This is a genomic window from Streptomyces sp. NPDC107562 (assembly GCF_055657325.1).
Genome location: NZ_JBVKBE010000004.1, coordinates 356,618 through 380,503, shown reverse-complemented (window position 1 = coordinate 380,503; position 23,886 = coordinate 356,618). Strand labels below are relative to the sequence as shown.

Sequence of the window (23,886 nt, the reverse complement as noted above, 5' to 3'; positions counted from 1 at the left end):
CCGACGTCCGAGACACAGTTTATCGGTCGCTCTTCGCCACGGGGCCACCGTCTCGCCTCTCGGGAGCGCTGTGACCTGCGGCACGGGCATTCTGCCCAATGTGCGGCGATGTTGGCCAGGGGCGCCACGCCCCGAATGGAGGCATCCAGGGGGCGCGGCACGGGCCGGCGCCGCTCACCCGAGACGCGCGGCGACCAGATCCCAGACCGTGTCGGCCAGCGCTTCCTTCGGTCCGTACGGCACGGGCGTCTCGCTGCCGTCGGCGGCCAGCACCACCGCCTCGTTCTCCTCCGAGCCGAAGGTCTTGCGCTCGCCCACCTCGTTCACCACGAGCAGGTCACAGCCCTTGCGCCGCAGCTTCGCGCGCCCGTTGGCGAGCACGTCGTCGGTCTCGGCGGCGAAGCCGACGACCACCTGCCCCGGTCGGGCGCGGTCGGCCGAGATCTCCGCGAGGATGTCCGGATTGCGGACGAGGACGACGGGCTCGGGGTCCTGGCCGTCCTGCTTCTTGATCTTCCCGGACGCGTACGTCGCCGGGCGGAAGTCGGCCACCGCGGCGGCCATGACGACCGCGTCGGCGTCCGCGGCCGCCTTCAGCACCGCCTCCCGCAGCTGCACGGCGGTGCCGACCTGCACCACGTCGACGCCCGCCGGGTCGGGCAGCCCGGAGGTGTTCGCGGCCACCAGCGTGACGCGGGCGCCCCGGGCGGCGGCCGTGCGGGCCAGCGCGTAGCCCTGCTTGCCGGAGGAGCGGTTGCCGAGGAAGCGGACCGGGTCGAGCGGCTCGCGGGTGCCTCCGGCGCTGACGACGACGTGGCGCCCCGCGAGGTCCGGTGCGGCGACACCGCGGGCCAGCACCCGGCGGCAGACCTCGAAGATCTCGCCCGGGTCGGGCAGCCGGCCCTTGCCGGTGTCGACGCCGGTGAGGCGGCCGACGGCGGGCTCGACGACGACGGCGCCCCGGCGGCGCAGCGTCGCCACGTTCTCCTGGGTGGCCGGGTGCTCCCACATCTCGGTGTGCATCGCGGGGGCGAACACGACCGGGCAGCGGGCGGTGAGCAGGGTGTTCGTGAGCAGGTCGTCGGCGAGGCCGTGGGCGGCCTTGGCGAGCATGTCGGCGGTGGCGGGCGCGACGACCACGAGGTCGGCGTGCTGGCCGATGCGCACGTGCGGCACCTCGTGGACGTCGTTCCAGACCTCGGTGGAGACCGGGTGCCCGGACAGCGCCGACCAGGTCGCCGCGCCCACGAAGTGCAGCGCGGAGGCGGTGGGGACGACGCGTACGTCGTGGCCCGACTCCGTCAGCCGCCGCAGCAGCTCACAGGCCTTGTACGCGGCGATGCCGCCGCTCACCCCCAGAACGACCTTGGGCTTGTCCACCGTGTCTCCCCGGACTCGACTACCGCGTTGTACCGCGTGCGCGGTGTGCGCCGGGTACGCGTCTATGACACACCACAGGCCCGGCGGACGCGCCGCCGGGCCTGTGGGCAGGTCTGCCGCAAGCAGGTCGTGCTACTGGGCCGGGCCTTCGACGGCCTCGGACGTCAGCAGCCCCGCGTTGATCTCGCGAAGCGCGATCGAGAGCGGCTTCTCGTGGACGTGGGTGTCGACGAGCGGACCGACGTACTCGAGGAGGCCCTCGCCGAGCTGCGAGTAGTACGCGTTGATCTGGCGGGCCCGCTTGGCCGCGTAGATCACGAGGCTGTACTTCGAGTCGGTGGCCTCGAGGAGCTCGTCGATCGGCGGGTTGATGATGCCCTCGGGCGCGGAGATGGAAGAGGACACGCTCTACCTTCCGATGGATGGGAAAGATTCAGGATGCACGATCAATCACGATCACACAACGTCCATCAAGGCTAGCAGCTCACGCGCCACGTCCTCGACGGAGGTGTTGACCAGGGTCTGATCGAACTCCGGCTCCGCCGCCAGCTCGACCTTCGCGGCCGCCAGACGGCGCTCGATGACCTCGGGCGGTTCGGTGCCCCGGCCGGTGAGCCTGCGCACCAGCTCCTCCCAGGAGGGCGGAGCGAGGAACACCAGCTGGGCCTCGGGCATGGACTCCCGCACCTGCCGGGCGCCCTGGAGGTCGATCTCCAGCAGGACGGGCTCGCCCCTCTCCAGCCGCTCCAGCACGGCCGCGCGGGGCGTGCCGTAACGGTTGCCGGCGAACTCGGCCCACTCCAGCAGTTCACCGTTGGCGATCAGCTTGTCCATCTCCTCGTCGGTGACGAAGAAGTAGTGGACACCGTGCTGCTCGCCGGGGCGCGGCCTGCGGGTCGTCGCCGACACCGAGAGCCAGACCTCGGGGTGTTCCTTGCGCATATGGGCGACGACCGTGCTCTTGCCGACCCCGGAGGGTCCGGAGAGCACGGTCAGCCGCGGACGTTCACTCATGCAGCGATTATTCCAGCTGTCCCGGAGTGCCCGGGACCATGCCCGGAGTCCTCCGGAGGGTCAGGAACCCGTGCTGCCGAACTCGCGCTCGAGCGAGGCGATCTGGTTGGAGCCGAGACCACGCACGCGGCGGCTCTCGGAGATACCGAGTCGCTCCATGATCTGCTTGGCGCGGACCTTGCCCACGCCCGGCAGGGACTCGAGGAGAGCCGAGACCTTCATCTTGCCGATGACGTCGTTCTCCTGGCCCTGCTTGATGACCTCGTGAAGGGAGGCGCCGGAGTGCTTGAGTCGATTCTTGACCTCGGCCCGCTCCCGGCGAGCCGCGGCGGCCTTCTCGAGCGCGGCTGCGCGCTGTTCGGGGGTAAGGGGCGGAAGAGCCACGCCTACGTCACCTCGGATGTCGAACTGTCGGATACGGACCGGTGAGGAACCTAGTGGCCCCACACCAGGGGAGCTACGAGCAACACGCTTGCCCGTTGACTCTCGTCGGAGACTAGCGGTCAAGTCCGCCAGAGTCAGCGAGAACAGCGGAAAAGTCCTGGTCAGCCTCTTCAGGACAGGATATTTCAGACATACTGCCCTGGATTTGAGGATGTATCCAGCCTCAAGCGCTTCCGGAACCCCTGGTCGGGGCCTTCAGGCCGTCGCCAGCGCGGCCGAGATCTCCTCCGCGAAGCGCTCCGCGGCGGTACGCAGAGCGACCACGTCGGGACCGTGCCGCAGCACCCCCCGGCTGACGTTCGGCACCACGTTGCGCACGGCGGCACCGAAAACCGCGGGCAGGTCGGCCGGAGTGGCCCCCTGGGCACCGATGCCGGGGGCGAGCAGCGGACCGCCGACGGCGAGGTCGTACGACGAGAGGTCACCGAGCGTGGCGCCGACAACCGCGCCGAAGGAGCCCATCGGCTCCTCCCCCGCGTTCTCGGCGGCCAGGTGGGCCAGCACGGTCGCGCCGACCGTACGGCCGTCGGCGCGCACCGCGTGCTGGACCTCCGCGCCCTCCGGATTGGAGGTCAGGGCCAGCACGAACAGGCCCGCGCCGTTCTCCCGTGCCAGCTTCACGGCCGGCTTCAGCGACCCGTAGCCGAGGTACGGCGAGACGGTCAGCGCGTCGGAGAACAGCGGGGCGTCCTTGCGCAGGAAGGTCTCGGCGTAGGCGGCCATGGTGGAGCCGATGTCGCCGCGCTTGGCGTCCATGACGACCAGCGCGCCGGCCGCCCGCGCCTCCTCGACCGTCTTCTCCAGCACGGCGACGCCGCGCGACCCGAAGCGCTCGAAGAAGGCGCTCTGCGGCTTGAGGACGGCGACCCGGTCGGCCGTGGCCGCCACCACGGTGCGGCTGAACCGCTCCAGGCCGGCGACGTCGTCGTTCAGGCCCCAGTCGGCGAGCAGGGAGGCGTGCGGGTCGATGCCGACGCAGAGGGGGCCCCGCTCGTCCATGGCGCGGCGCAGTCGTGCGCCGAAGGGTTCCGGGCTCATGTGTCCTTCCTCACATCGGCGCCGACGGCGTCGGCGAGCGTGGCGTACGGGCTCGTGCGCAGACGGGCGGCGAGGCCCTTGTGGATCGCGCGGGCCCAGAAGGGGCCCTCGTAGATGAAGGCGCTGTAGCCCTGCACCAGGGTGGCGCCTGACAGGATGCGCTGCCAGGCGTCCTCGGCGTTCTCGACGCCGCCGACGCCGATCAGGGTGATGCGGTCGCCCACGCGCGCGTACAGGCGGCGCAGCACTTCCAGGGAGCGGGCCTTCAGCGGGGCGCCGGACAGGCCGCCGGCCTCCTCGACCAGCGCCGGGTCGGCCTTCAGGCCCAGTCCGGCGCGCGCGATGGTGGTGTTCGTGGCGATGATCCCGTCCAGGGCCAGCTCGACGGCGAGGTCGGCGACGGCGTCGACGTCCTCGTCGGCCAGGTCGGGTGCGATCTTCACCAGGAGCGGAACCCGCCGGGAGGTGACCATGCGGTCGGCGGCCTCACGCACGGCGGTCAGCAGGGGGCGCAGGTGGTCGACGGCCTGGAGGTCGCGCAGCCCCGGCGTGTTGGGCGAGGAGACGTTCACGACCAGGTAGTCGGCGTACGGCGCCAGCCGCTCCGCCGACTTCACGTAGTCCAGGACGGCCTCGGCCTCGGGGACCACCTTGGTCTTGCCGATGTTGACACCCACGACGGTCCGGAAGACCGGCTCACGTGAGGCGAGGCGGGCGGCCACGGCCAGCGAGCCGTCGTTGTTGAAGCCCATCCGGTTGATCAGTGCACGGTCCGGGACCAGCCGGAACAGCCGCTGCCGCGGGTTGCCGGGCTGCGCCTCACCGGTCACCGTGCCGATCTCGACGTGGTCGAAGCCCAGCATCGACATGCCGTCGATGGCCACCGCGTTCTTGTCGAAGCCGGCCGCGAGCCCGAAGGGACCGTGCATGCGCAGGCCGAGGGCCTCCGTGCGCAGCTCCTTGTGGCGGGGTGCCAGCACGGCCGCGACGAAGGTGCGCAGCACGGGGACGCGCGCGGCGAGGCGGATCCAGCGGAAGGCGAGGTGGTGCGCCCGCTCGGCGTCCATGCGCCGGAAGACGAGACGGAAGAAGATCTTGTACATGTGTCCTCACGAAGACAGGTGTCCTCACGAAGAGGGGGACACCGTCTTCGGTGTCCCCCTCAGGGCGGTCAGTCGCGGGCCGCGGTCAGCACCTGCGCGTGTTCCTGGAGCGAGCGCACGCCCACGTCCCCGTGGTTGAGCGCGTCGATGCCCTGGACGGCGGCGGCGAGCGCCTGGACGGTCGTCAGGCACGGCACGGACCGGGCCACGGCCGCGGTGCGGATGTCGTAGCCGTCGAGACGGCCGCCGGTGCCGTACGGGGTGTTGACGATGAGGTCGACCTCGCCGTCGTGGATGAGCTGGACGATCGTCTTCTCGCCGTTCGGGCCGGTGCCCTCGGACTGCTTGCGCACCACGGTGGCGTGGATGCCGTTGCGCTTGAGCACCTCGGCCGTGCCGGACGTGGCGAGCAACTCGAAGCCGTGCGCGACCAGTTCACGGGCCGGGAAGATCATCGAGCGCTTGTCGCGGTTGGCGACCGAGATGAACGCACGGCCCTTGGTGGGCAGCGGGCCGTAGGCGCCGGCCTGCGACTTGGCGTACGCCGTTCCGAAGACGGAGTCGATGCCCATGACCTCGCCGGTGGAGCGCATCTCCGGGCCGAGGACGGTGTCCACGCCGCGCCCGGAGGTGTCCCGGAAGCGGGTCCAGGGCAGCACGGCCTCCTTGACGGAGATGGGCGCGTCCAGCGGCAGCTCGCCGCCGTCCCCGCGCCCGGGCAGCAGTCCCTCGGCCCGCAGCTGAGCAATGGTCGCGCCCAGCGAGATGCGCGCGGCGGCCTTGGCCAGCGGCACCGCGGTCGCCTTCGAGGTGAAGGGGACCGTGCGCGACGCGCGCGGGTTGGCCTCCAGGACGTAGAGGATGTCGCCCGCCATCGCGAACTGGATGTTGATCAGGCCGCGGACGCCCACGCCCTTGGCGATCGCCTCGGTCGAGGCGCGCAGGCGCTTGATGTCGAAGCCGCCGAGCGTGATCGGGGGCAGGGCGCACGCCGAGTCGCCGGAGTGGATGCCGGCCTCCTCGATGTGCTCCATGACACCGCCGAGGTAGAGCTCCTCGCCGTCGTAGAGGGCGTCCACGTCGATCTCGATCGCGTCGTCGAGGAACCGGTCGACCAGCACCGGCCGGGAGGGGCTGATCTCGGTCGACTCGGCGATGTAGGACGACAGCCGCGCCTCGTCGTAGACGATCTCCATGCCGCGGCCGCCCAGGACGTACGAGGGGCGGACGAGGACCGGGTAGCCGATCTCGTCGGCGATGGCCTTGGCCTCGGTGAAGGTGGTGGCCGTGCCGTGCTTGGGGGCCGGCAGGCCGGCCTCCTTGAGGACCTGGCCGAAGGCGCCGCGGTCCTCGGCGGCGTGGATGGCCTCCGGGGGTGTGCCGACGATCGGCACGCCGTTGTCCTTGAGCGCCTGCGCCAGGCCCAGCGGGGTCTGGCCGCCGAGCTGCACGACGACGCCCGCGACCGGCCCGGCCTGCTGCTCGGCGTGCACGATCTCCAGCACGTCCTCCAGCGTGAGCGGCTCGAAGTACAGCCGGTCGGAGGTGTCGTAGTCGGTGGAGACGGTCTCCGGGTTGCAGTTGACCATCACGGTCTCGAACCCGGCGTCGCTCAGCGCGAACGAGGCGTGCACGCAGGAGTAGTCGAACTCGATGCCCTGGCCGATGCGGTTGGGACCCGAGCCCAGGATGATCACGGCGGGCTTCTCGCGCGGCGCGACCTCGGTCTCCTCGTCGTAGGAGGAGTAGAAGTACGGGGTGCGCGCGGCGAATTCGGCGGCGCAGGTGTCCACCGTCTTGTAGACCGGGCGCACACCGAGCGCGTGCCGGACCTCGCGGACGACGTCCTCGCGCAGCCCGCGGATCTCGGCGATCTGCTGGTCGGAGAAGCCGTGCCGCTTGGCCTCGGCGAGCAGATCCGTGGTGAGCTCGGGCGCGCTCGCCAGCTCGTCGGCGATCTCCTTGAGCAGGAAGAGCTGGTCGACGAACCAGGGGTCGATCTTCGTGGACTCGAAGACCTCCTCGGGCGTCGCGCCGGCCCGGATGGCGCCCATCACGGCGTTGATCCGGCCGTCGGTCGGGCGCACCGCCTCGCGCAGCAGCTCGGCCTTGTCGCCGGGCTCGCCCACGAAGGTGAACTGGCTGCCCTTCTTCTCCAGCGAGCGCAGCGCCTTCTGGAAGGCCTCGGTGAAGTTGCGGCCGATGGCCATGGCCTCGCCGACCGACTTCATCGTGGTCGTCAGGGTCGAGTCGGCCTGCGGGAACTTCTCGAAGGCGAACCGGGGCGCCTTGACGACGACGTAGTCCAGGGTCGGCTCGAAGGACGCCGGGGTCTCCTGGGTGATGTCGTTGGGGATCTCGTCGAGGGTGTAGCCGACGGCGAGCTTGGCGGCGATCTTGGCGATCGGGAAGCCGGTCGCCTTGGAGGCCAGCGCGGACGAACGCGACACACGCGGGTTCATCTCGATGACGATCACCCGGCCGTCGACCGGGTTGACGGCGAACTGGATGTTGCAGCCGCCGGTGTCGACGCCGACCTCACGGATGACGGCGATGCCGATGTCGCGCAGGATCTGGTACTCGCGGTCGGTGAGCGTCATCGCGGGCGCGACCGTGATCGAGTCGCCGGTGTGCACGCCCATCGGGTCGAAGTTCTCGATGGAGCAGACCACCACGACGTTGTCGTGCCTGTCGCGCATCAGCTCCAGCTCGTACTCCTTCCAGCCGAGGATGGACTCCTCCAGGAGCACCTCGGTGGTCGGGGAGAGCGTCAGGCCCTGGCCGGCGATGCGGCGCAGCTCCTCCTCGTCGTGCGCGAAGCCGGAACCGGCACCGCCCATCGTGAAGGACGGGCGGACCACCACGGGGTAGCCGCCGAGCTCCTCGACGCCGGCGAGCACGTCGTCCATGGAGTGGCAGATCACCGAGCGCGCGGACTCGCCGTGCCCGATCTTGCGCCGGACCTCGGCCACGACGTCCTTGAACTGGTCGCGGTCCTCGCCCTTGTGGATCGCCGCCACGTTGGCGCCGATCAGCTCGACCCCGTACTTCTCCAGCACGCCGTTCTCGTGCAGCGAGATCGCCGTGTTGAGCGCCGTCTGGCCGCCCAGCGTGGGCAGCAGCGCGTCGGGCCGCTCCTTGGCGATGATCTTCTCGACGAACTCCGGGGTGATCGGCTCGACGTAGGTGGCGTCGGCGATCTCCGGGTCGGTCATGATCGTCGCCGGGTTGGAGTTGACGAGGACGACCCGCAGCCCCTCGGACCGCAGTACGCGGCACGCCTGGGTGCCGGAGTAGTCGAACTCGGCGGCCTGGCCGATGACGATCGGGCCGGAGCCGATGACCAGGACGGACTGGATATCGGTGCGCTTAGGCACGCTGGCCCTCCATGAGCTTCACGAAGCGGTCGAACAGGTAGGCGGCGTCGTGCGGGCCCGCTGCCGCTTCGGGGTGGTACTGGACGCTGAAAGCCGGCTTGTCGAGGAGCCGGAGACCCTCCACCACGTTGTCGTTGAGGCAGACGTGGGAGACCTCGGCACGGCCGAAGGGGGTGTCGGACACCTCGTCGAGCGGGGCGTCGACGGCGAACCCGTGGTTGTGCGCGGTGACCTCGACCTTGCCGGTCGTACGGTCCTGCACCGGCTGGTTGATGCCACGGTGGCCGTACTTCAGCTTGTAGGTGCCGAAGCCGAGGGCGCGGCCCAGGATCTGGTTGCCGAAGCAGATGCCGAACAGCGGCGTGCCGCGCTCCAGGACGCCGCGCATCACGGAGACCGGGTGGTCGGCGGTGGCCGGGTCACCGGGGCCGTTGGAGAAGAAGACGCCGTCGGGGTTCACGGCGTAGACGTCCTCGACGCTCGCCGTGGCCGGCAGCACGTGCACCTCGATGCCGCGTTCGGCCATCCGGTGCGGGGTCATGCCCTTGATGCCGAGGTCGACGGCGGCGACGGTGTACTTCTTCTCGCCGATCGCGGGGACGACGTACGGCTCATCGGTGGCGACCTCCGCGGCGAGGTCGGCGCCCTTCATCTCGGGGGCCTGGCGCACCTCGGCGAGCATGGTGCCCTCGTCGGGCAGCGCGTTGCCGGAGAAGATGCCGACGCGCATGGCGCCGCGCTCACGCAGGTGCCGGGTCAGCGCGCGGGTGTCGATGCCGGAGATGCCGACCACGCCCTGGCGGCGCAGTTCCTCGTCGAGCGAGCGGCGGGAGCGCCAGTTGGAGGGCACGCGCGCGGGGTCGCGCACGACGTAGCCGGCGACCCAGATGCGCCGGGACTCGGGGTCCTCGTCGTTGATACCGGTGTTGCCGACGTGCGGGGCGGTCATCACGACCACCTGGCGGTGGTACGACGGGTCGGTGAGGGTCTCCTGGTAGCCGGTCATGCCGGTGGAGAACACGGCCTCGCCGAAGGTCTCCCCCACGGCCCCGTAGGCGCGGCCGCGGAAGACCCGGCCGTCCTCCAGGACGAGTACGGCGGGGACCTTCGTGGTTTCCCCAGTGGAGGTCGTCATCGTTCGGCGCCTTCCGTGGTGCTGGTGGTGATCATGGAGTTGATTGCGTCGACCCACTCGTTGTGCTCGGCCGCGCGGTCGGAGCGGAAACCGGAGTCGATCAGCCGCTCCCCGTGCGCCCAGGTCACGACGAGCAGTCCGCCCTCGGTGAGGACCTTGCCGGCGATGCCCTTGTCCAGCCGGGCCTCGCGCAGCGCCGCCACCGGGACGAAGAAGTCGCTCGCCCCGGGGCGTACGACGTCCAGGCCCGCGTCCGTCAGCGTGAGCTCGACCCTGCTGCGGGTGCCCAGGCCGTGCGCCACGATGCGGTCCAGCCACTGACCGGCGGTGGTGGAGCCGTGGTAGCGGCCGCTCAACGTCAGTCTCGCCGTGCCGGGCTCTTCCGGCGCGCCGGGCAGCTCCGGCAGGTCGCCCTGGAGCGTGCCGCGCCACTTCCAGCCCTCGCGCATCAGCCAGTAGACGAGCGCGACGAACAGGGCGAGGCCGACGACCCAGCCGATGCGGGCGGCCCAGTCGGTCACTTCCGCCGATTCCTTACCGGCGGCGAGCAGAATTACAGGTGTCACGTGAGCTTCCCGTCGACGAGCGTGGCCTTGCCCCGGAGCCAGGTGTGCGTGACACGGCCCGGCAGCTCGCGGCCCTCGTAGGGGGTGTTGCGGCTGCGCGAGGCGAAGCCCGCGGGGTCCACCGGCCCACGGTATGCCGTGTCGACGAGGGTGAGGTTCGCGGGCTCACCTGCCGAGACGGGCCGTCCGTGCCCGCCGGCCCGGCCGATCCGGGCCGGCGCGAAGGACATCCGGTCGGCCACGTCCGCCCAGCCGAGCAGCCCCGTGTCGACCATCGTCTCCTGGACCACCGACAGCGCGGTCTCCAGGCCGACCATGCCCATGGCGGCGGCGGCCCACTCGCAGTCCTTGTCCTCGTGCGGGTGCGGGGCGTGGTCGGTGGCGACGATGTCGATCGTGCCGTCGGCCAGCGCCTCGCGCAGCGTCAGCACGTCCCGCTCGGTGCGCAGCGGCGGGTTCACCTTGAAGACCGGGTTGTAGCTGCGCACCAGCTCGTCGGTGAGGAGCAGGTGGTGCGGGGTGACCTCGGCGGTGACGCGGATGCCGCGGGACTTGGCCCAGCGCACGATCTCCACCGACCCGGCGGTCGACAGGTGGCAGATGTGCACGCGGGAGCCGACGTGCTCGGCGAGCAGGACGTCCCGGGCGATGATCGACTCCTCGGCCACCGCGGGCCAGCCGCCGAGGCCCAGCTCGGCGGAGACGACGCCCTCGTTCATCTGGGCGCCCTCGGTCAGCCGCGGCTCCTGCGCGTGCTGGGCGACGACCCCGTCGAAGGCCTTCACGTACTCCAGGGCCCGGCGCATGATCACGGCGTCGTCGACGCACTTGCCGTCGTCGGAGAAGACGGTCACCCCGGCCGCCGACTCGTGCATGGCGCCCAGCTCGGCGAGCTTCCTGCCTTCCAGGCCGACGGTGACGGCACCGATCGGCTGCACGTCGCAGTAGCCGTGCTCCCGGCCCAGCCGCCAGACCTGCTCGACCACACCGGCGGTGTCCGCCACGGGGAAGGTGTTGGCCATGGCGAACACGGAGGTGTAGCCGCCGGAGGCGGCCGCGCGGGTGCCGGTCAGCACGGTCTCGGAGTCCTCGCGGCCGGGCTCGCGCAGATGGGTGTGCAGGTCGACCAGGCCCGGCAGCAGCACCTTGCCGCCGGCCTCGACGACCTCGGCGCCCTCGGCCGACAGGCCGGTGCCGACCGCGGCGACGGCCTCGCCGTCGATCAGCACGTCCTGCGGCTCGCCGCCGAGCACCTTCGCACCACGGATCAGGATCTTGCTCATCTTTCTTACTTCTCCTCGGTACGGGTGGTGGTGGCGGGTTCGTTTCCACCGAGCAGCAAATACAGAACGGCCATCCGGATGGAGACTCCGTTTGCGACCTGCTCGATCGCGGTGCAGCGATCGGAGTCGGCGACCTCGGCGGTGATCTCCATGCCGCGGACCATCGGACCGGGGTGCATCACGATGGCGTGCTCGGGCATCTTCGCCATCCGGTCGCCGTCCAGGCCGTAGCGCCGCGAGTACTCGCGCTCGGTCGGGAAGAACGCGGCGTTCATGCGCTCGCGCTGCACGCGCAGCAGCATCACGGCGTCCGACTTGGGCAACGTGCTGTCGAGGTCGTAGGAGACCTGACAGGGCCAGGTCTCGATGCCGACCGGCAGCAGGGTGGGCGGGGCGACGAGGGTGACCTCGGCGCCGAGGGTGTGGAGCAGGTCGACGTTGGAGCGGGCGACCCGGCTGTGCAGGACGTCGCCGACGAGGGTGACCCGCTTGCCGGCCAGGTCGTGGCCGAGCCCGGCGTCCCGGCCGACCAGGCGGCGGCGCATGGTGAAGGCGTCGAGCAGCGCCTGGGTGGGGTGTTGGTGGGTGCCGTCGCCGGCGTTGATGACGGCCGCGTCGATCCAGCCGGAGTTCGCCAGCCGGTACGGGGCCCCGGAGGCGCCGTGCCGGATGACGACCGCGTCGACGCCCATGGCCTCCAGGGTCTGCGCGGTGTCCTTCAGGGACTCGCCCTTGGAGACCGAGGATCCCTTGGCGGTGAAGTTGATGACGTCCGCCGACAGCCGCTTCTCGGCGGCCTCGAAGGAGATCCGGGTGCGGGTCGAGTCCTCGAAGAAGAGGTTGACCACGGTGCGGCCGCGCAGGGTCGGCAGCTTCTTGATCGGCCGGTCGGCGACCCGGGACATCTCCTCGGCGGTGTCGAGGATCAGGACGGCGTCGTCGCGGGTGAGGTCGGCGGCCGAGATGAGATGGCGCTGCATCTTTCAGGCTCCGTAAGGCAGTTCATTCGGGAGGATTCGGGCAACCAGGAGCACGCCGGGGCGTGCCGAGCCGGCGTACGGCGGCGGCCGTACGCCTTCCGTTGCTACTGGGCGGTCTGCTTCACACCGAGCAGCACGGTGTCGCGACCGTCCTCCTCGGCGAGCTGGACCTTGACCGTCTCCCGCAACGACGTGGGGAGGTTCTTGCCGACGTAGTCGGCGCGGATGGGCAGTTCGCGGTGGCCCCGGTCGACGAGGACCGCGAGTTGGACCGCGCGGGGGCGCCCGATGTCGTTCAGGGCGTCGAGGGCGGCGCGGATGGTACGGCCGGAGAAGAGCACGTCGTCGACGAGGACGACCAGCTTGCCGTCGATGCCGTCACCGGGGATGTCGGTGCGGGCCAACGCGCGCGGTGGGTGCATGCGCAGGTCGTCGCGGTACATGGTGATGTCCAGCGAACCGCACGGCACTTTGCGCTCGGTGATCTCCTCCAGCTTGACCGCGAGCCGCTGGGCGAGGAAGACGCCCCGGGTCGGAATGCCGAGGAGCACCACGTCGTCGGCGCCCTTGGCGCGCTCGACGATCTCGTGGGCGATGCGGGTCAGCACCCGCGCGATGTCGGGGCCTTCGAGCACGGGCCGCGCATCGGACTCTTGCGTGTCCATACGAAACGGACCTCCTTCTCCGCCTCACGGGACGGACCTTAAAGGACGTCGGGATTGCGCCATCCACCGTAGCAGCCCCCGGCGACACCCCAGATCACCCCCCACGGGGTCACGGAATCACCCGATCGGCCCAAGCGGCGGCCGATAGCACGGAAGAGTCGGTGCGGACCATTCGGCTTGACGCAGGAGAGTAACGCTGCGTAACCTCACAGTGAGTTACCAGCCGCGCGGCCTGGAACCACACCAGTCGCGTCGACACAGTGTCCGGGGAGCCATATGTCCAGCGAATACGCCAAACAGCTCGGGGCCAAGCTCCGGGCCATCCGCACCCAGCAGGGCCTTTCCCTCCACGGTGTCGAGGAGAAGTCACAGGGGCGCTGGAAGGCGGTCGTGGTCGGGTCGTACGAGCGCGGCGACCGCGCCGTGACCGTGCAGCGCCTCGCCGAGCTGGCGGACTTCTACGGCGTTCCCGTGCAGGAGCTGCTTCCGGGCACGACCCCGGGTGGCGCCGCCGAGCCGCCGCCGAAGCTGGTCCTTGACCTGGAGCGGCTGGCCACGGTGCCGGCCGAGAAGGCGGGCCCCCTGCAGCGCTACGCGGCCACGATCCAGTCGCAGCGCGGTGACTACAACGGCAAGGTGCTCTCGATCCGCCAGGACGACCTGCGCACCCTCGCCGTCATCTACGACCAGTCGCCCTCGGTCCTGACCGAGCAGCTGATCGGCTGGGGTGTGCTGGACGCGGACGCGCGTCGCGCGGTGGCGTCGCACGAGGAGGCCTGAGCCCCTCACCGCTTCAGCAGAAACGTGCCGCCGGGGTGGCCGGAACTTCATGGTTCCGGCCACCCCGGCGGCTTTCTGAGCGCCTCGTGGGTCCCGGACGTCCCTCCGGCACCCCGGTCGTATGAGAAGGCCGGAGGGCCGCAGCGCGGGCTGCGGCCCTCCGGCGTTCTCGGGCGTTCAGTCCTCGGCGGTACGCCGCAGCGAGGGCTTCAGGTCCTTCAGCCGGCCGAGCAGGCCGTTGACGAACGAGGGCGACTCGTCCGTCGAGAACTCCTTCGCGAGCTGCACCATCTCGTCCAGCACGACCGCGTCCGGGGTGTCGTCGACCCAGATCAGCTCGTACGCGCCGAGCCGCAGGATGTTGCGGTCGACCACCGGCATCCGGTCGAGCGTCCAGCCGACCGAGTACTGGGCGATCAGCTCGTCGATGCGCGTCGCGTGCCCCGCGTAGCCCTCGACCAGCTCCATCGTGTACTCGCTCACCGGCGGCTGCCGGGTGTCGGTCCGCGAGAGCCGGATCCAGTCGGCGAGCACCGTCAGGACGTCGACACCGCGCTGGTCGGCCTCGAAGAGGATCTGGAAGGCGCGCTTGCGGGCCGTGTTGCGGGCAGCCACGGTTAGCTGTTCACCCGGCCGAGGTAGTCGCTGGTGCGGGTGTCGACCTTGATCTTCTCACCGGTGGTGATGAAGAGCGGGACCTGGATCTGGTGACCGGTCTCCAGGGTGGCGGGCTTGGTGCCGCCGGTGGAACGGTCGCCCTGCACGCCCGGCTCGGTCTCCTGGACGACGAGCTCGACGGCGGCCGGCAGCTCGACGAAGAGCACCTCGCCCTCGTGCTGCGCGACGGTGGCGGTGAAGCCCTCGATCAGGAAGTTGGCGGCGTCGCTGACGGCCTTGCGGTCGACCATCAGCTGGTCGTAGGTCTCCATGTCCATGAAGACGAAGTAGTCGCCGTCCATGTAGGAGAACTGCATGTCGCGCTTGTCGACGGTGGCCGTCTCGACCTTCACGCCGGCGTTGAAGGTCTTGTCGACGACCTTGCCCGAGAGCACGTTCTTGAGCTTGGTGCGCACGAAGGCCGGGCCCTTGCCGGGCTTGACGTGCTGGAACTCGACGACGGACCAGAGCTGGCCGCCGTCGAGCTTGAGCACCATGCCGTTCTTGAGGTCGTTCGTGGAAGCCACGGTTGCTTCAATCTCCTGGACTTACGTGGACGACCCGGGGGCAGGCGCGACAGCTCTGAGGCTAGAGCGCGAGCAGCTCCTTGGTCGTGATGGTGAGTAGCTCGGGTCCGCCGTCCGCCTCAGGGCGCACGACGAGCGTGTCATCGATCCGGACACCGCCCCGGCCCGGGAGGTGGACCCCCGGTTCGACGGTGACCGGCACGCAAGCGTCCAGTTTACCCATGGCCGTGGGGGCCAGCTGCGGGTCCTCGTCGATTTCGAGCCCCACACCGTGACCGATCAGCTCCGGGAGACCCTGCCCGTACCCGGCGGAGTCCAGGACCTGGCGCGCCGCGCGGTCCACGTCGCGGTAGGCGGAGCCGGGGGCGAGCATCTCGCGGCCGGCCCGTTGGGCGGCGAAGACCAGGTCGTAGAGCTCGATCTGCCAGTCCGCCGGGGAGGTGCCGATGACGAACGTACGGCCGATCTCGCAGCGGTAGCCGCGGTAGGTGGCGCCCAGGCAGACGGAGAGGAAGTCGCCCTCCTCGACGCGGCGGTCCGTGGGGCGGTGGCCGCGTCGGCCGGCGTTGGCGCCGGTGGCGACCGAGGTGGCGAAGGCGGGGCCGTCGGCGCCGTGGTCGACGAGGCGGCGTTCGAGTTCCAGGGCGAGGTGGCGCTCGGTGCGGCCCACGAGAATCGACTCCAGCAGCTCACCGAGGGCCTGGTCGGCGATCTCGGCTCCGATGCGCAGGCAGGAGATCTCTTCCTCGTCCTTGACGACCCTGAGCTGCTCGACGGCGTTGCCGAGATCGGCGAGGCGCAGGGCGGGGGCGGCCGAGCCGATGGCCCGGTGGCGGGCGACCGTGAGGTGGTGCTCCTCCACGGCGAGGGAGTCGGCGCCCTGGTCGGTGGCGAGGTCGGCGGCGGCGACGGCGGAGTCGCCGCCGGGGGCGGGCAGCGTGCGCAGCGGCAGGGTCTCGTCCAGCCGGCCCTCGGTGGGGCGGTCGTCCGGGGGACCTGGGCTGACCAGCAGGTCCTCTTGCTTGCCCAGCAGCAGTACGGCGCCCTTGGGGGCCGCGCCCGCGAGGTAGCGCACGTTGGCGGGCCGGGAGATCAGCGCCGCCGCGCTGCCGGCCGCGTTGCAGCGCTCCCGTAGCCGGGTCCGGCGGGTCGCGTACACCTCTGACATGTGCCGAGCGTAAGAGCTTTGGGCCGGGGGCGCCGCTCGGGGAGGCCGAGTGGGCGGCGGGGGCGCCGTGGCGGCCCGCCGTGGGCAGGAGGGGGTCGCGCGGCCCGCGCGGCCCGTTCGTGGCGGTGCCCGGGCGTGGAGTCCGCCAGGGAGGGGTGTCGGCTGTCTTGAAGGGCGCTGTCTTGAAGGGCTGAGGGCCGGTGGGGCTGATCGCGCAGTTCCCCGCGCCCCTGAAAGGTGCTGCCGGGCCCGGCGTGGACAATTCCCCGCGACGGGCCCCGAGGGGTGTCTGCCACGGCTGACGGCCGGGGGCGGCGCGCCGTTCCCCGCGCCCCTGAGCGGCGCGGCGCGTCCCGACGTGGACCGGCCGGTTGTCCGCCGGGACCCGGGCGGCGGGCGTTCACTCCCCCGGTTCTTGCCGGGTCACCAGGCCGGAGGGCTCGCTATGGAGCGGGTGAGGACCTCGTCCAGGACGCGGGCCGTGGCGGGGACGTCCAACTGGGAGTTGTCGATGATGGGCAGGCCCGAGCCGTACCAGCCGGCCATGCGGCCGTGGATGCGGGCCACCTCCTCGTCGGTGAGGCGTCGGTTGCCCGAGCGTTCCGCGTTGCGTTCCAGGACGATGTCCAGGCCGGGGAGGAGGACGACGGGCAGCAGGCCGGGGCCCACATGGCGCTTCCAGCCGCCCAGGCCCACGACGGGACGGTCGGGGAAGACCGCGTCGTCGAGAATGCACGAGATGCCGTTGGCCAGGAAGTTGCGCGCGGCGAAGCCGCAGGTACGGCGGGCCAGCCGGTACTGGGCCTCGGAGCTGTCGTTCCAGCCCGACTGGGGGTCGGCGAAGCCCGAGCGGACCCATTCGCGCACGTCGTCGAGGCTGATGTGGGCCGTGGGCACCCGGCGGTGGTCCGCCCAGTACTTGGCCACGCTGGTCTTGCCCGCGCCCGCCGGGCCGATGAGCAGCACCGCGAGGGTGGTGGCCCCCGGGTCGGGGACGGTGGTGGTGGCCGGTGCGGTGGGCATCGTCACCGGACCGCCGGGTGGCAGCCGGACGTGACCTGTGGTGTCCGGGGGCGGCGGGGCCGTCGGCGGATGGTGCGGAGCCGAGGGCGGGGGGCCGGAGAAGCCGGGGGGCGGCGGCACGGGAGCGGAGCCCTGCGGGAGGGGCATGGGCCCCGGCGGGACGGGCGCGGGTCCCTGGGGGTGCGGACCCGGACCCGGGTGTTGTGCGGCCGGCGACCAGCCGTCGGCCGGTCCCTGCCCCGGCTGGTGGGGCGGCGGCAGCGGAGACCCCACTGCGTGCTGCATCCGGTGCCACTCCGTCTCGTACAGGCAATTGGCGCTCGCTACCGAACGGTACCGTCCCCCGTCGTCCTTTGGTGAACGCCGGGGGGCGGCCCGAAGTGCCCGGCGGGGCAAGGGGAATCGGACGGAAGGGGCTCTGCGGGACGTACCGGACCCCGCGCCGGATCTACTGGCCGACCTCGCCGTACGCCGCCAGCAGCATCGCCGGGTCGGGTCCCTCCAGGACCGTCGGCTTGGCGAGGCCGTCCAGGACGATGAAGCGCAGCATGTCGCCGCGCGACTTCTTGTCGACCTTCATCGTCTGCAGCAGCTTGGGCCACTGGTCGTAGCGGTAGTGCAGCGGCAGCCCGACCGCCTCCAGGACCGTGCGGTGCCGGTCGGCCGTGGCGTCGTCCAGTCGGCCCGCGAGCCGGCCCAGCTCGGCGGCGAAGTGCATGCCCACGGAGACCGCGGCGCCGTGCCGCCACTGGTAGCGCTCGTTCTTCTCGATGGCGTGGCCGAGGGTGTGCCCGTAGTTGAGGATCTCGCGCAGCCCCGACTCCCTCAGGTCGGAGGAGACGACCTCGGCCTTGACGCGGATGGAGCGCTCGACCAGCTCCGCCGTGTGCGGACCGGCCGGGGTGCGCGCCGCTTCCGGGTCGGACTCGATGAGCTCCAGGATCGCGGGGTCGGCGATGAAGCCCGCCTTGATGACCTCGGCGAGCCCGGAGACGTAGTCGTTGACCGGCAGCGAGTCCAGGGCGGCGAGGTCGCACAGGACACCGACGGGCGGATGGAAGGCGCCGACCAGGTTCTTGCCCTCGGCCGTGTTGATGCCGGTCTTGCCGCCGACGGCCGCGTCGACCATGGCGAGGACCGTGGTGGGGATCGCGATCCAGCGCACCCCGCGCAGCCAGGTCGCGGCCACGAAGCCGGCGAGGTCGGTGGTCGCGCCGCCGCCGACGCCCACGACGACGTCGGTGCGGGTGAAGCCGGACTGGCCGAGCGCCTTCCAGCAGTACGCGGCGACCTCGGCCGTCTTGGCCTCCTCCGCGTTCGGCACCTGGATGGCGACCGCCTCGAAGCCCTGCTCGGCCAGGTCGGCGCGCAGCGCCTCGCCGGTCTCGGCCAGGGCCTCGGGGTGGATGACGGCGACCCGCTTGGCCCGGTCGCCGATCAGGGCGCCGAGTTCCCCGAGCAGTTGACGGCCCACCAGGACCTCGTACGGCTCACTGCCCGCGGTGCCGCCGACCTGGATCCGCGTCACTGACTCGCTCATGCTTCCTTCAACTCCAGGGCGTCCAGCACCTCTTGGGTGACCTCTTCGGGCGTACGGTCGTCGGTGGCCACCACCGAGCGCGCCACTTCCTCGTACAGGTGCCGCCGCGCCTCCATCAGCTCCCGCCACTGCTTGCGCGGGTTGACGGCCAGCAGCGGCCGGGCCGCGTTCAGACCGGTGCGGCGGGCCGCCTCCTCGACGTCCATCGAGAGGTACACGACCTGGTGTCCGGCGAGCAGCTCGCGCGAGCCGGCGTCGAGGACGGCCCCGCCGCCCAGCGCCAGCACGCCGGTGTGCTCGGCCAGCGCCGTGCGCACCGCCTGCTTCTCCAGCGCGCGGAAGGCGGCCTCGCCGTCCTCGACGAAGATGTCGGCGACGGTACGGCCCTGCTGCGCGACGATGTCGTCGTCGGTGTCCCGGAAGCCGACGTCGAGCCGCTCGGCCAGCAGATGGCCGACGGTGGACTTGCCGACACCCATGGGGCCGACGAGCACGGCCAGCGGCCCGCTCATCGGATCGCCAGGTTGTCGAGGTAGGAGCGCACGTTGCGGGCGGTCTCGGTCACGCTGTCGCCGCCGAACTTCTCCGCGACCGCGTCCGCTAGGACCAGCGCCACCATCGCCTCGGCGACGATGCCGGCGGCCGGGACCGCGCACACGTCCGAGCGCTGGTGGTGGGCCTGGGTGGTCTCGCCGGTCACGACGTCCACCGTGCGCAGCGCGCGCGGCACGGTCGCGATCGGCTTCATCGCCGCGCGCACCCGCAGCAGCTCACCGGTGGTCAGCCCGCCCTCGGTGCCGCCGGAGCGGCCGGTGGCGCGCCGGATGCCGTCGTCCGTGGTGACGATCTCGTCGTGCGCCTTGGAGCCCGGCACCCGGGCCAGCTCGAAGCCGTCGCCGACCTCGACGCCCTTGATCGCCTGGATGCCCATCAGCGCGGCGGCCAGCCGGGCGTCGAGGCGGCGGTCCCAGTGCACGTGCGAGCCGAGGCCCACCGGCACCCCGTACGCGAGCACCTCGACGACCCCGCCGAGGGTGTCGCCGTCCTTGTGGGCCTGGTCGATCTCCGCGACCATCGCCTTCGACGCGTCGGCGTCCAGGCAGCGCACCGGGTCGGCGTCCAGCTTCTCGACGTCGGCCGGGGTGGGGTGGACGCCGTAGGGGGCCTTGGCCGCCGCGAGCTCCACGACATGGCTGACGATCTCGATGCCCGCGGTCTCCTTCAGGTACGACCGCGCGACCGCGCCCAGCGCCACCCGGGCCGCGGTCTCCCGGGCCGAGGCCCGCTCCAGGATCGGGCGGGCCTCGTCGAAGCCGTACTTCTGCATGCCGGCGAGGTCGGCGTGGCCGGGCCGGGGGCGGGTCAGCGGCGCGTTGCGGGCCAGCGCGGCCAGCTCGTCCGGGTCCACGGGGTCGGCCGCCATGACCTTCTCCCACTTGGGCCACTCGGTGTTGCCGACCATGACCGCGACCGGCGAACCCAGGGTCAGCCCGTGCCGGACCCCACCGAGGAAGGTGACCTCGTCCCGCTCGAACTTCATGCGCGCGCCGCGTCCATAGCCGAGCCGCCGCCTCGCCAGGTGGTCCGCCACCATCTCCGTGGTGATCGGCACGCCGGCGGGAAGGCCCTCCAGCGTCGCGACGAGTGCGGGGCCGTGGGACTCCCCCGCGGTCAGCCAGCGCAACCTGCTCAACGGTGCTCCTCTGTGCTCGCGCCCGTTACCGACCGGCGTACGCGTCTGCTCGCGTAGCGCGGTGGCGCGACCCGGGTGCGCGGCCCTGGCCCGCCACGTTCGATCCTCCCACGTCCCGGCATCCGGTCAGGCCGCCGGTCCAGCAGTCGGACGGACCGTGTCAGCGGGTGGTCACGGGGCGTGTCCGGTGCCGTACCCGAGCGCGGCGTCCTAGCGACCGGTCAGGGCGTGCTCGCCGGCCTTGCGCATCGCCTCCAGCGGCGCGGGCGCACGGCCCGTCACCTGCTCGACCTGAAGCACGGCCTGGTGGACCAGCAGGTGAAGCCCGCTGACGACGGCCCCGCCGTACGCCGACCAGCGCGCCGCCAGCACGGTCGGCCACGGGTCGTGCCCCGTGCCGTACCCGAGCCGGGCGTCCTAGCGACCGGTCAGGGCGTGCTCGCCGGCCTTGCGCATCGCCTCCAGCGGCGCGGGCGCACAACCCGTCACCTGCTCGACCTGGAGCACCGCCTGGTGGACCAGCAGGTCGAGCCCGCTGACGACGGCACCGCCGTACGCGGCCCAGCGCGCCGCCAGCACGGTCGGCCACGGGTCGTACAGCACGTCGAAGAGCGTCGCGGGCCGCTCCGGCACGGCGGCGGCGAGCGCGTCGGTGGTACCGGCCGGTGTGGTCGCCACGACCAGCGGATGGTGCAGGGCCTCGGCCGCGTCCGCCCAGTCGGCGACCCGGACGTCGACCTCCAGCCGCTCGCCCCAGCGGCGCATCTCGGCGGCCCGGGCGGCGCTGCGGACATAGACGACGACCTCGCCGGTGCAGATCCGGGCGAGCGCGGCCAGCGCCGACGAGGCGGTGGCGCCGGCGCCGAGGATCGCGGCCGTGCCGGTCTGCTCGATGCCGTGCTCGCGCAGGGCGGCGACCATGCCGGGGATGTCGGTGTTGTCGCCGAGGCGGCGGCCGTCGTCGGTGAGGACGACGGTGTTGACCGCCTCGACCGAGGCGGCGGTGTCGCTGATCTCGTCGAGCAACGGGATCACGGCCCGCTTCAGCGGCATGGTCAGCGACAGCCCGGCCCACTCGGGGCCGAGCTGCGCGAAGAAGCCCGGCAGCCCCTCCTCGTCGACCTCGAACCGGTCGTAGGTCCAGCCCGTCAGCCCCAGTTCCCGGTACGCCGCCCGGTGCAGCACCGGGGACAGGGAGTGGGCGATGGGCGAGCCGAGGACGGCGGCCCGGCGGGCGTCAGTTGCCCGAGCTCTCATTGAACTTTTCCTTGAGCTCCAGGAACTCGTCGTGCGTGCGGGCGAACTCGGTGTTGTGGCGGCCGTCGGTCGCCACGAAGTACATCCAGCCCTCGTCGGTCGGGTTCAGCGTCGCCTTCAGCGCGTCGGCGCCGGGGTTGCCGATCGGTCCGGGCGGCAGACCCTTCTGGGTGTATGTGTTGAACGGGTCCTGGTTGCTCTGGATCTCGGCTTCGCTGATGTTGATGTTGCTCTCGCCCTTCAGGTAGTTGAAGGTCGAGTCGAACTGGAGGAGCTGGTTGGTCTCCGTGTTGTCCGGCTTCAGGCGGTTGTAGACCACCTCGGCCATCTTGCGGAAGTCGTCCTCGGTCTTGCCCTCGGCCTGGACGAGGCTGGCGACCGTGATGACCTGCAGCGGGTCCTCCAGATCCAGCGCCTTGGCCTTGGCCGCGAGGTCGTACTGGGAGTACTGGCGGCTCGCCTGGCCGACCATTTCCTTCAGGACCGCCTCGGGCTTCATGCCCTTGGCCGCGGGATAGGTGCCCGGGTAGAGGAAGCCCTCCAGCGGATCCTTGATGTCGGGGTCGTTGTTCGCCCAAGCGGGCAGGCCGAGCTTCTTGTACTGCTTCTCGGCGACGTCCTGGGTGGTGCCGGCCTCCAGGCCGAGCTTCTCGTCGATGGCGTTGTAGACGCCCCCGTTGCGCTGGCCCGGGGTGACCATCACGTTGTTCTGGCTCTTCGGGTCGAGCATCATCTCGACGGCGCTCGCCGCCGACATCTGCTTCTTCAGCAGATACGCGCCCGCCTGGATCGATTCGCCGTCGGCGTTCTGCGACTGCGCGGCCACGAAGGCGTCGACGCTCTTGACGACGCCGGCGTCCTTCAGCCGACGTCCGATCTCGGCGCCGCTCGCGCCCTTGGGGACCTCGACGGTCACCTGCTCGCTCGTGCCCTCGCCCGCGTAGTCCGGGGCCGCGCCGAAACGATCCTGGTAGAACTGGTAGCCGAAGTAGCTGACGCCGGCCAGACCGCCACCGAACACCAGGGCGACCACCAGGCAGGCACATCCGTTGCGGCTCTTCTTGCCCTTGCCCTTGCCGCCGCGGCCCCGTCGCTCACCGCGCCCGCGCCGGTCCGCGGGCTCGTCGTCGTCCTCGTCCTCCCCCGAGAAGAACGCGTGCTCACCCTGGTCCGGGCCGGGGTCCCAGTCGGTCCTGGGCTCCGGTTCGGCGCGCCGCCGGCTGGGCGGCTCGGGCGGGGGGTAGGCGTCGGGAGTGCCGTAGAAGTCGGGCTGCTCACCCCCGTAGGCCGCCTGCTGCTGGGGATACACGGGGTCGGTCGGGTCGCCGCCGTAGGGCAGATGCGGCTGCGCACCGGTGGCCCAGGCGCCCGTGTCGTACTGCTGCTGGGTGCCGTACGACTGCTGCGCCTGCGCGGCGTACTGCTGCTGCTCGTACTGCTGCTGGTAGTGCTGCTGCGCCTGGCCGTAGCCGGGGTGCTCGCCGGTGCCCCAGTCGCCGTACTGCGGCTGCTGCGGCTGCTCTGGATAGTGCTGCGGCTGGCCGCCGTAGGGGGACTGCTGGCCCGGGCCGGCCTGCTGTCCTCCCCATCCGCCGTCCCCGTACAACGGGTCCTGCGGATGCCACGGTTCGGAGCCTTGGCCCCGGCCATACTCAGTCATCGATCCCCTAGAGCCGCGAGGCGGCGGGTCGCGTGGCTTCCGGCTCGGCTCCCGTTCCGCCTCTTGCTGTGCGGCGGCTGTTCGAACACTGCCGCATCGCGCGGAACGTTACCGTATCGCGATCAGATGACCACTTCGACGCCCTCGCCCGGGGCTTTACCTGACACCCGTTCGGATTCCAGCGCCTGCTGCAGAATGATGACGGCGGCCGCCTGGTCGATGACCGCCCGGCCCTTCTTGGACTTCATGCCGGACGCCCGCAGGCTCTGACCTGCCGTCACGGTCGTCATCCGCTCGTCCACGAGGCGTACCGGGACCGGGGCGATGCCCTTGGCCAGCTCCTGGGCGAAGCCACGGACCTTCACCGCGGCCGGGCCCTCGCCCCCCTTGAGGGAGCGAGGGAGTCCGACCACGACCTCGATCGGCTCGTACTCCACGACGATCTGCCGCAGCCGGCGGTGCGCCGCGGGGACGTCCCGGCCGGGGACCGTCTCGACGGGCGTGGCGAGGATCCCGTCGGGGTCGCACGAGGCGACCCCGATCCGGGCGTCCCCGACGTCGATCGCGAGACGGCGTCCTCTGCGCATCTTCACCAA

Annotated in this window: 23 protein-coding genes and 1 pseudogene; 1 reads left to right on the top strand and 23 read right to left on the bottom strand. The window is 71.4% G+C overall.

What is annotated here, in order from left to right:
• Positions 1 to 174: 174 nt before the first annotated feature.
• The 12 genes from coaBC to pyrR form a co-directional block, all read right to left on the bottom strand.
• Positions 175 to 1,380: a bifunctional phosphopantothenoylcysteine decarboxylase/phosphopantothenate--cysteine ligase CoaBC gene (gene coaBC / locus ACZ7LV_RS16075; protein ID WP_471939753.1), complete on the bottom strand. Its 1,206-nt coding sequence runs from the start codon at positions 1,378 to 1,380 to the stop codon at positions 175 to 177.
• 132 nt (positions 1,381 to 1,512) lie between these two features.
• Positions 1,513 to 1,785 carry a DNA-directed RNA polymerase subunit omega gene (gene rpoZ, locus ACZ7LV_RS16070; RefSeq protein WP_003988945.1) on the bottom strand — a complete coding sequence of 91 codons (273 nt, stop codon included), beginning with the start codon at positions 1,783 to 1,785 and terminating at the stop codon, positions 1,513 to 1,515.
• 51 nt (positions 1,786 to 1,836) lie between these two features.
• Positions 1,837 to 2,394, bottom strand: coding sequence for a guanylate kinase (gene gmk / locus ACZ7LV_RS16065; RefSeq protein WP_471939751.1), 558 nt, complete (start codon positions 2,392 to 2,394; stop codon positions 1,837 to 1,839).
• Between the two features lie 60 nt (positions 2,395 to 2,454).
• Complete coding sequence (locus tag ACZ7LV_RS16060; protein ID WP_003977346.1) at positions 2,455 to 2,778, bottom strand: integration host factor; 324 nt, start codon at positions 2,776 to 2,778, stop codon at positions 2,455 to 2,457.
• 255 nt (positions 2,779 to 3,033) lie between these two features.
• On the bottom strand, positions 3,034 to 3,876 hold the full coding sequence (gene pyrF, locus ACZ7LV_RS16055; protein ID WP_471939749.1) for an orotidine-5'-phosphate decarboxylase: 843 nt from the start codon (positions 3,874 to 3,876) through the stop codon (positions 3,034 to 3,036).
• A complete protein-coding gene (locus ACZ7LV_RS16050; protein ID WP_471939747.1) occupies positions 3,873 to 4,979 on the bottom strand; it encodes a quinone-dependent dihydroorotate dehydrogenase in 1,107 nt (368 codons plus the stop codon). Before ACZ7LV_RS16050 ends, pyrF begins: the two co-directional genes overlap by 4 nt.
• Positions 4,980 to 5,047: 68 nt before the next feature.
• Entirely contained in the window at positions 5,048 to 8,356 is a 3,309-nt protein-coding gene (gene carB / locus ACZ7LV_RS16045; protein ID WP_471939745.1) for a carbamoyl-phosphate synthase large subunit, read from the bottom strand.
• The gene (gene carA, locus ACZ7LV_RS16040) at positions 8,349 to 9,491 is read right to left on the bottom strand and encodes a glutamine-hydrolyzing carbamoyl-phosphate synthase small subunit (RefSeq protein ID WP_471939743.1); all 1,143 of its coding nucleotides are present in this window, start codon (positions 9,489 to 9,491) and stop codon (positions 8,349 to 8,351) included. The genes carB and carA overlap by 8 nt, the downstream gene beginning before the upstream one ends.
• Positions 9,488 to 10,057: a PH-like domain-containing protein gene (locus ACZ7LV_RS16035; protein ID WP_471939741.1), complete on the bottom strand. Its 570-nt coding sequence runs from the start codon at positions 10,055 to 10,057 to the stop codon at positions 9,488 to 9,490. Before ACZ7LV_RS16035 ends, carA begins: the two co-directional genes overlap by 4 nt.
• Positions 10,054 to 11,340: a dihydroorotase gene (locus tag ACZ7LV_RS16030; RefSeq protein ID WP_471939739.1), complete on the bottom strand. Its 1,287-nt coding sequence runs from the start codon at positions 11,338 to 11,340 to the stop codon at positions 10,054 to 10,056. Before ACZ7LV_RS16030 ends, ACZ7LV_RS16035 begins: the two co-directional genes overlap by 4 nt.
• 5 nt (positions 11,341 to 11,345) lie before the next feature.
• On the bottom strand, positions 11,346 to 12,320 hold the full coding sequence (locus ACZ7LV_RS16025) for an aspartate carbamoyltransferase catalytic subunit (RefSeq protein WP_471939737.1): 975 nt from the start codon (positions 12,318 to 12,320) through the stop codon (positions 11,346 to 11,348).
• A 104-nt stretch (positions 12,321 to 12,424) separates the two neighbouring features.
• Complete coding sequence (gene pyrR, locus ACZ7LV_RS16020) at positions 12,425 to 12,985, bottom strand: bifunctional pyr operon transcriptional regulator/uracil phosphoribosyltransferase PyrR (protein WP_401677425.1); 561 nt, start codon at positions 12,983 to 12,985, stop codon at positions 12,425 to 12,427.
• 276 nt (positions 12,986 to 13,261) lie between these two features.
• Here pyrR and bldD point away from each other — a divergent pair, with 276 nt between their 5' ends.
• The gene (bldD, locus tag ACZ7LV_RS16015; protein WP_037859999.1) at positions 13,262 to 13,765 is read left to right on the top strand and encodes a transcriptional regulator BldD; all 504 of its coding nucleotides are present in this window, start codon (positions 13,262 to 13,264) and stop codon (positions 13,763 to 13,765) included.
• 177 nt (positions 13,766 to 13,942) lie between these two features.
• Here bldD and nusB read toward each other — a convergent pair whose 3' ends face one another.
• The 11 genes and pseudogenes from nusB to ruvX all read right to left on the bottom strand — a co-directional run bounded on the left by nusB (position 13,943) and on the right by ruvX (position 23,877).
• Positions 13,943 to 14,380, bottom strand: a complete 438-nt coding sequence (gene nusB, locus ACZ7LV_RS16010; RefSeq protein ID WP_471939735.1) for a transcription antitermination factor NusB — start codon at positions 14,378 to 14,380, stop codon at positions 13,943 to 13,945.
• A gap of 2 nt (positions 14,381 to 14,382) precedes the next feature.
• The gene (efp, locus tag ACZ7LV_RS16005) at positions 14,383 to 14,949 is read right to left on the bottom strand and encodes an elongation factor P (RefSeq protein WP_471939733.1); all 567 of its coding nucleotides are present in this window, start codon (positions 14,947 to 14,949) and stop codon (positions 14,383 to 14,385) included.
• A gap of 61 nt (positions 14,950 to 15,010) precedes the next feature.
• On the bottom strand, positions 15,011 to 16,117 hold the full coding sequence (locus tag ACZ7LV_RS16000; RefSeq protein ID WP_401677431.1) for an aminopeptidase P family protein: 1,107 nt from the start codon (positions 16,115 to 16,117) through the stop codon (positions 15,011 to 15,013).
• Between the two features lie 423 nt (positions 16,118 to 16,540).
• Entirely contained in the window at positions 16,541 to 17,425 is an 885-nt protein-coding gene (locus ACZ7LV_RS15995; RefSeq protein WP_471939731.1) for a Pro-rich N-terminal domain-containing protein, read from the bottom strand.
• Between the two features lie 163 nt (positions 17,426 to 17,588).
• The gene (gene aroB, locus ACZ7LV_RS15990) at positions 17,589 to 18,680 is read right to left on the bottom strand and encodes a 3-dehydroquinate synthase (RefSeq protein WP_401677435.1); all 1,092 of its coding nucleotides are present in this window, start codon (positions 18,678 to 18,680) and stop codon (positions 17,589 to 17,591) included.
• Entirely contained in the window at positions 18,677 to 19,192 is a 516-nt protein-coding gene (locus tag ACZ7LV_RS15985; RefSeq protein ID WP_471939729.1) for a shikimate kinase, read from the bottom strand. The genes aroB and ACZ7LV_RS15985 overlap by 4 nt, the downstream gene beginning before the upstream one ends.
• On the bottom strand, positions 19,189 to 20,373 hold the full coding sequence (gene aroC, locus ACZ7LV_RS15980) for a chorismate synthase (RefSeq protein WP_471939728.1): 1,185 nt from the start codon (positions 20,371 to 20,373) through the stop codon (positions 19,189 to 19,191). Before aroC ends, ACZ7LV_RS15985 begins: the two co-directional genes overlap by 4 nt.
• Before the next feature lie 210 nt (positions 20,374 to 20,583).
• Positions 20,584 to 20,763 (bottom strand): annotated as a pseudogene (locus ACZ7LV_RS15975) (shikimate dehydrogenase); the annotation flags it as partial.
• Positions 20,764 to 20,790: 27 nt separating this feature from the next.
• Positions 20,791 to 21,630: a shikimate dehydrogenase gene (locus ACZ7LV_RS15970; protein WP_471939726.1), complete on the bottom strand. Its 840-nt coding sequence runs from the start codon at positions 21,628 to 21,630 to the stop codon at positions 20,791 to 20,793.
• Entirely contained in the window at positions 21,611 to 23,290 is a 1,680-nt protein-coding gene (gene mltG / locus ACZ7LV_RS15965; RefSeq protein ID WP_471939724.1) for an endolytic transglycosylase MltG, read from the bottom strand. Before mltG ends, ACZ7LV_RS15970 begins: the two co-directional genes overlap by 20 nt.
• 122 nt (positions 23,291 to 23,412) lie before the next feature.
• Positions 23,413 to 23,877, bottom strand: coding sequence for a Holliday junction resolvase RuvX (ruvX, locus tag ACZ7LV_RS15960; protein WP_471939894.1), 465 nt, complete (start codon positions 23,875 to 23,877; stop codon positions 23,413 to 23,415).
• Positions 23,878 to 23,886: the final 9 nt, after the last annotated feature.

What these genes read in the sequence shown, in the direction of transcription:
- ACZ7LV_RS15985 (WP_471939729.1), bottom strand. Translation starts at nt 19,192, where the DNA reads ATGAGCGGGCCGCTGGCCGTGCTCGTCGGCCCCATGGGTGTCGGCAAG.
- carA (WP_471939743.1), bottom strand. Translation starts at nt 9,491, where the DNA reads ATGACGACCTCCACTGGGGAAACCACGAAGGTCCCCGCCGTACTCGTC.
- ACZ7LV_RS15995 (WP_471939731.1), bottom strand. Translation starts at nt 17,425, where the DNA reads ATGCAGCACGCAGTGGGGTCTCCGCTGCCGCCGCCCCACCAGCCGGGG.
- pyrR (WP_401677425.1), bottom strand. Translation starts at nt 12,985, where the DNA reads ATGGACACGCAAGAGTCCGATGCGCGGCCCGTGCTCGAAGGCCCCGAC.
- ACZ7LV_RS16030 (WP_471939739.1), bottom strand. Translation starts at nt 11,340, where the DNA reads ATGAGCAAGATCCTGATCCGTGGTGCGAAGGTGCTCGGCGGCGAGCCG.
- ACZ7LV_RS15970 (WP_471939726.1), bottom strand. Translation starts at nt 21,630, where the DNA reads ATGAGAGCTCGGGCAACTGACGCCCGCCGGGCCGCCGTCCTCGGCTCG.
- pyrF (WP_471939749.1), bottom strand. Translation starts at nt 3,876, where the DNA reads ATGAGCCCGGAACCCTTCGGCGCACGACTGCGCCGCGCCATGGACGAG.
- bldD (WP_037859999.1), top strand. Translation starts at nt 13,262, where the DNA reads ATGTCCAGCGAATACGCCAAACAGCTCGGGGCCAAGCTCCGGGCCATC.
- ACZ7LV_RS16000 (WP_401677431.1), bottom strand. Translation starts at nt 16,117, where the DNA reads ATGTCAGAGGTGTACGCGACCCGCCGGACCCGGCTACGGGAGCGCTGC.
- ruvX (WP_471939894.1), bottom strand. Translation starts at nt 23,877, where the DNA reads ATGCGCAGAGGACGCCGTCTCGCGATCGACGTCGGGGACGCCCGGATC.
- mltG (WP_471939724.1), bottom strand. Translation starts at nt 23,290, where the DNA reads ATGACTGAGTATGGCCGGGGCCAAGGCTCCGAACCGTGGCATCCGCAG.
- ACZ7LV_RS16025 (WP_471939737.1), bottom strand. Translation starts at nt 12,320, where the DNA reads ATGCAGCGCCATCTCATCTCGGCCGCCGACCTCACCCGCGACGACGCC.
- ACZ7LV_RS16050 (WP_471939747.1), bottom strand. Translation starts at nt 4,979, where the DNA reads ATGTACAAGATCTTCTTCCGTCTCGTCTTCCGGCGCATGGACGCCGAG.
- aroB (WP_401677435.1), bottom strand. Translation starts at nt 18,680, where the DNA reads ATGAGCGAGTCAGTGACGCGGATCCAGGTCGGCGGCACCGCGGGCAGT.
- gmk (WP_471939751.1), bottom strand. Translation starts at nt 2,394, where the DNA reads ATGAGTGAACGTCCGCGGCTGACCGTGCTCTCCGGACCCTCCGGGGTC.